Annotated in this window: 10 protein-coding genes; 1 reads left to right on the plus strand and 9 read right to left on the minus strand. The window is 57.0% G+C overall.

The features are described 5' to 3' along the window. Positions 1–10 precede the first annotated feature (10 nt). Both RR877_RS10035 and RR877_RS10040 read right to left on the minus strand, forming a co-directional pair. Positions 11–271 (minus strand): hypothetical protein, encoded by a 261-nt coding sequence (locus RR877_RS10035; protein WP_332628115.1) that lies wholly within the window; start codon positions 269–271, stop codon positions 11–13. Continuing rightward, positions 268–579 carry a hypothetical protein gene (locus RR877_RS10040; protein WP_332628116.1) on the minus strand — a complete coding sequence of 104 codons (312 nt, stop codon included), beginning with the start codon at positions 577–579 and terminating at the stop codon, positions 268–270. The genes RR877_RS10035 and RR877_RS10040 overlap by 4 nt, the downstream gene beginning before the upstream one ends. A 23-nt stretch (positions 580–602) precedes the next feature. Here RR877_RS10040 and RR877_RS10045 point away from each other — a divergent pair, with 23 nt between their 5' ends. Continuing rightward, a complete protein-coding gene (locus RR877_RS10045; RefSeq protein ID WP_332628119.1) occupies positions 603–983 on the plus strand; it encodes a hypothetical protein in 381 nt (126 codons plus the stop codon). Between the two features lie 80 nt (positions 984–1063). Here RR877_RS10045 and RR877_RS10050 read toward each other — a convergent pair whose 3' ends face one another. From RR877_RS10050 to RR877_RS10080, 7 genes are all read right to left on the minus strand, one after another. Continuing rightward, complete coding sequence (locus tag RR877_RS10050) at positions 1064–1441, minus strand: hypothetical protein (protein ID WP_332628121.1); 378 nt, start codon at positions 1439–1441, stop codon at positions 1064–1066. 15 nt (positions 1442–1456) lie between these two features. Continuing rightward, the gene (locus tag RR877_RS10055; protein ID WP_332628123.1) at positions 1457–1636 is read right to left on the minus strand and encodes a hypothetical protein; all 180 of its coding nucleotides are present in this window, start codon (positions 1634–1636) and stop codon (positions 1457–1459) included. Beyond that, a complete protein-coding gene (locus RR877_RS10060) occupies positions 1636–1950 on the minus strand; it encodes a hypothetical protein (RefSeq protein ID WP_332628125.1) in 315 nt (104 codons plus the stop codon). The genes RR877_RS10055 and RR877_RS10060 overlap by 1 nt, the downstream gene beginning before the upstream one ends. 28 nt (positions 1951–1978) lie before the next feature. Continuing rightward, a complete protein-coding gene (locus RR877_RS10065) occupies positions 1979–2437 on the minus strand; it encodes a hypothetical protein (RefSeq protein WP_332628127.1) in 459 nt (152 codons plus the stop codon). A gap of 54 nt (positions 2438–2491) precedes the next feature. Then, positions 2492–2707: a hypothetical protein gene (locus tag RR877_RS10070; protein ID WP_332628128.1), complete on the minus strand. Its 216-nt coding sequence runs from the start codon at positions 2705–2707 to the stop codon at positions 2492–2494. Continuing rightward, complete coding sequence (locus tag RR877_RS10075; protein WP_332628129.1) at positions 2704–2910, minus strand: hypothetical protein; 207 nt, start codon at positions 2908–2910, stop codon at positions 2704–2706. The genes RR877_RS10070 and RR877_RS10075 overlap by 4 nt, the downstream gene beginning before the upstream one ends. A 174-nt stretch (positions 2911–3084) precedes the next feature. Continuing rightward, positions 3085–3420 (minus strand): hypothetical protein, encoded by a 336-nt coding sequence (locus RR877_RS10080; RefSeq protein ID WP_332628130.1) that lies wholly within the window; start codon positions 3418–3420, stop codon positions 3085–3087. Positions 3421–3545 lie beyond the last annotated feature (125 nt).

The raw sequence follows: 3545 nt of genomic DNA on the forward strand, positions 1-3545 counted from the left end.
ATTCGGAATATTATTTCTGGCTGTCGATCAGGGCCAGCAGCTTACCCAGCTGAAGGTCGGTCTTTCCGCCAGCGGCTGATGCTTCCCACGCTGCGTAGATGGCCTCCCGGAACTGCCCCAGGTCCACGGCCTGCGTGGGCTGGGCGGAGAGGGCGTATGCGACGGCCTTCTGCGCGGTGCTCAGGCTTACTTCGTGCTCCATGTTGAGGTCATGCATTGGCTCCTGCAAGAAGCGAGCCAGCAACTCAAGCGCCTGTTGGTCAACATTCATGGCGGTGCCCTGCTCAGTTGGTCATGCTGGAGGACAAGTGTAACACGCCCTGGCCACGTGACTTCGACGGCAGTTCGTTCGGCGTTGAGCGTCCAGCAGCCGAAGGTAACATCACCTTCCTCGTCCACACGATAGGCGGAGTAGGTGAGGAGGGGACAGTCGGGCGCCTGCTCGGACGTGATGTAGATGGTGTGGTGCTCGAACTCTGCGACGAGGACTTCATCGTCGCTCGCACACGCAACGTGCGCTCCGCAAGAGGCGAGTGCCCCCGCGAGAAGAGCACTCGTGATCTTTGCAATCTTGCGCATTTGATTCCCTCCTGCAAATAGTTATGGATGGAGTTGGACCAGCCAGCAATCTTTTCATTGCCACCCAGCACAACACTACGGACACTGCTGATGTTCAGGTCGGTGTTCTTCTTGATGAAGTTGAGCACGCGACTGCCCTCGTTGTTGATGGTGACAGCGACTGCCCTCACCACCTTCTGGTTCTTGGGGTCACGTACGGCAATCACCAGCCCCACGTAATCCTTGCGGCCACTGAACCTGATCGAACACGTAGCCAAGCCCTTGGCAAACTCATGCTCATTCGTCGGTTCGATATGACCACGCGAGTAGATCGGCTCACACTTGGGAGCCACGACACCCCGCATCAAGCGGGCAATCACTTCACGAGCAGAGGCAAGCTTGGGCATGACACGTCTCCTGTTTAATGTTAAACCGTTGTCACGAGGATAGCAACTCAGTGAGTTGCCATCGCCGTGCCCCCTCTTGCGAAGGGGACGGGTGGTTCTTACTGCCGGTTGTCCTGCTGACGGACTGGCAGGTTACGTTCCGGGTCACGCTGACGACGGAAGTCGCCGTTGATTTCGATGCGCTTGCGATCCAGCTCACGGATGACGTCCACCACATCGGAGGCATAGAAGATTTCAGCCTGCGTGTACTTGACGTCATATTCACGATTCAGAATCGCTGCCTTCTGCTCTGCTGCATACCACTGATATGCCAGACACAGGCCAGCAAAAGCTGCGGCTGCTGCGGCCAACAGGCCTATGAATCCGATGCAACCAGCGATAAACTCGCCAGCGCTATACCCGTTATCGGCATACGCCACAAGCCCCATACAGGCAGCGACGAGCAAGAACAACAACAAGATGTAGACAATGAGCATTTTACTTCTCCGTAGTTACTTGACGCGCACGCAGACAGCACGCGCATCCTTGAAGCCAGACGGCAGGCGCAACACCTGCGTCTTAGCGGTTTCACAGAGGGCGGCGGTATTGAAACCGCTCACCACTGCTGCGGCCTGATCGTCCCCATTCGCCATTGGACCGGCGAAGAAGAACACTAGAAGCGCCCATTCCATTAGTCAACCATCAGGGCGATGACGACGGCACGGCGGAACTGGTTGACACTGCCGGGCCAGCAGCCGACGGTGCCTTCCACACCAGCCAGCAGACGTTCGCTGCTGACCTTACGGCCGATGCTCTTGTCGTACACGTCGTTCGGATTCACCTTGGCGACGGCGAACTGCACACCCTTGTCATCGTAGGTGAACGCGACGGTGCGACCACCCTTGGGTGGGGTGCGCCCATGACTGCGGCTGTTGAGGAGGGGAGAACCTTCATGGTTCGGGCGCAGGTGGATGAAGAAAATCTTCGGCTTCTTGTTGTCGGACATGACTGTTCTCTCTGTGTTGTGGGATGGATCAGATGGCGGAGTTGAAGACGCTCTGCGCAGCAGTGGCTGCGGTGTTAGCAGCCAGCAGTGCAGCCTCGGCGGTGTTGAGGGTTTCACGCGCAGCGGCAACGGCGTTCTGTGCCACGCTCACAGCGACGCGAGTCTCACGAACGTTGTTGCAGATGGTGGTCCACTGCTCACCAGTGACAGGTTCCAGACGCCCGCCATCGGTAGTGCAGGCGTAGCCCAGCTCGAACATGCCCGATTCGATGTTGGCACGAACGTCCTGCAAGGTGCTGGTCCAGTTGGCGATGGTTCGCTGCTGAGCAGACAACGGCTGGCCATCGGCACGGGCAATCATGCGCATGCCCACATTGGAGGTACGCTGGCCGGCGGCGTTGAAGGTGAAGGTGGCGACCGCCTTGTAGTCACCACGACGGGAGGTGACGAGCACGTTCGGGCGAGCGGCTGTGATATGGTCGAACATGATGCAGGTTCCTTTGTTATTGAGGGATGTTTAACGTTAAACGAACGTCGGCGTTTACTGCGTGGCGGTGACGGTTTCGACCGTCATAACTTCACGGACAGGGTGGAAGCTGGCAGTACGATTGCTCCCAATGTTCTGGGCGTACGGTTGCGAACCGGTTGAGGTGGCGACCTTCACCCACAGCCCTCCGTCGTACAGAAAGCATTGCCCACATTCGAGCTTGGAAAACGGCACCGTCGCTTTCTTTGCGTTGATGACAACTTTCATCACTTCGGCTCCACGGTTATCGATGCGATCTGCTCGGTGTTGCAGTTATGGGAGAACGGAATTGCCGCATCTATCGGCGAGCCGACGCGGCAGGCATAACCTACGCTAGTTTTCACGTAGAGTTTGCCCGCGTACAGGAATGGGGTGGACAAATTCAAAGAACCGAATGTCACCGTGTTGGTACGGTCTACAATCTTGATATCCATCACGTTGCCTTTTGGTTGTGTTGCAGGATGAACCACTTGTCACGCTCACGTGCGGCGATCTTCAAGCGGGCGATGGCCTTCTCGTTGCCCTTCAACGTAAGCCCATCAAAGATGAACATGTCGTGCGCGTTGACACTAGCTGCGCAGCGACTCGGCTTGTTTAACGTTAAAATTTCAACGGTCATAACTGCCGGTCATTTCAACCACCGCCCATTTTTCCGGATCGAGGGTAAGGCCATGGCGGTGGTTCGCGGCGGCGAGTGTGGGAAAAGTATGGACGACACCCGAGCACGAAAGCGGGTTGCCAGTCTCTCGGCCTACGATGATCCAGTGCTTGACAGCAACCGGTGGCGGTTTGATGCGGTATTTGTCGGCGGGCAGGCCGAACGAAGAGCCGCCCGGCGGGATATCTTCCCAGCCGTTATTCAGCACCGACAGGAACTGCACACGCTCACCATTGGCATAGGCGGTGAGAATCGGCAGCAGGTTTTTTGTTTCGTCGCGGTTCATGTTTATTTCCTCTACTTGATGGGGGTGGGGGTGAGTTGCACAACAAGGGAAATTTCTGCCCTGTCACTACTCAGTCGACGAATGCGGAATTCCGACTTGTCCCACCCCAACAACTTTATCTTGCT

It is taken from the genome of Aurantimicrobium sp. (genome assembly GCF_036667855.1).
In the GTDB taxonomy this organism is placed as follows: domain Bacteria; phylum Actinomycetota; class Actinomycetes; order Actinomycetales; family Microbacteriaceae; genus Aurantimicrobium.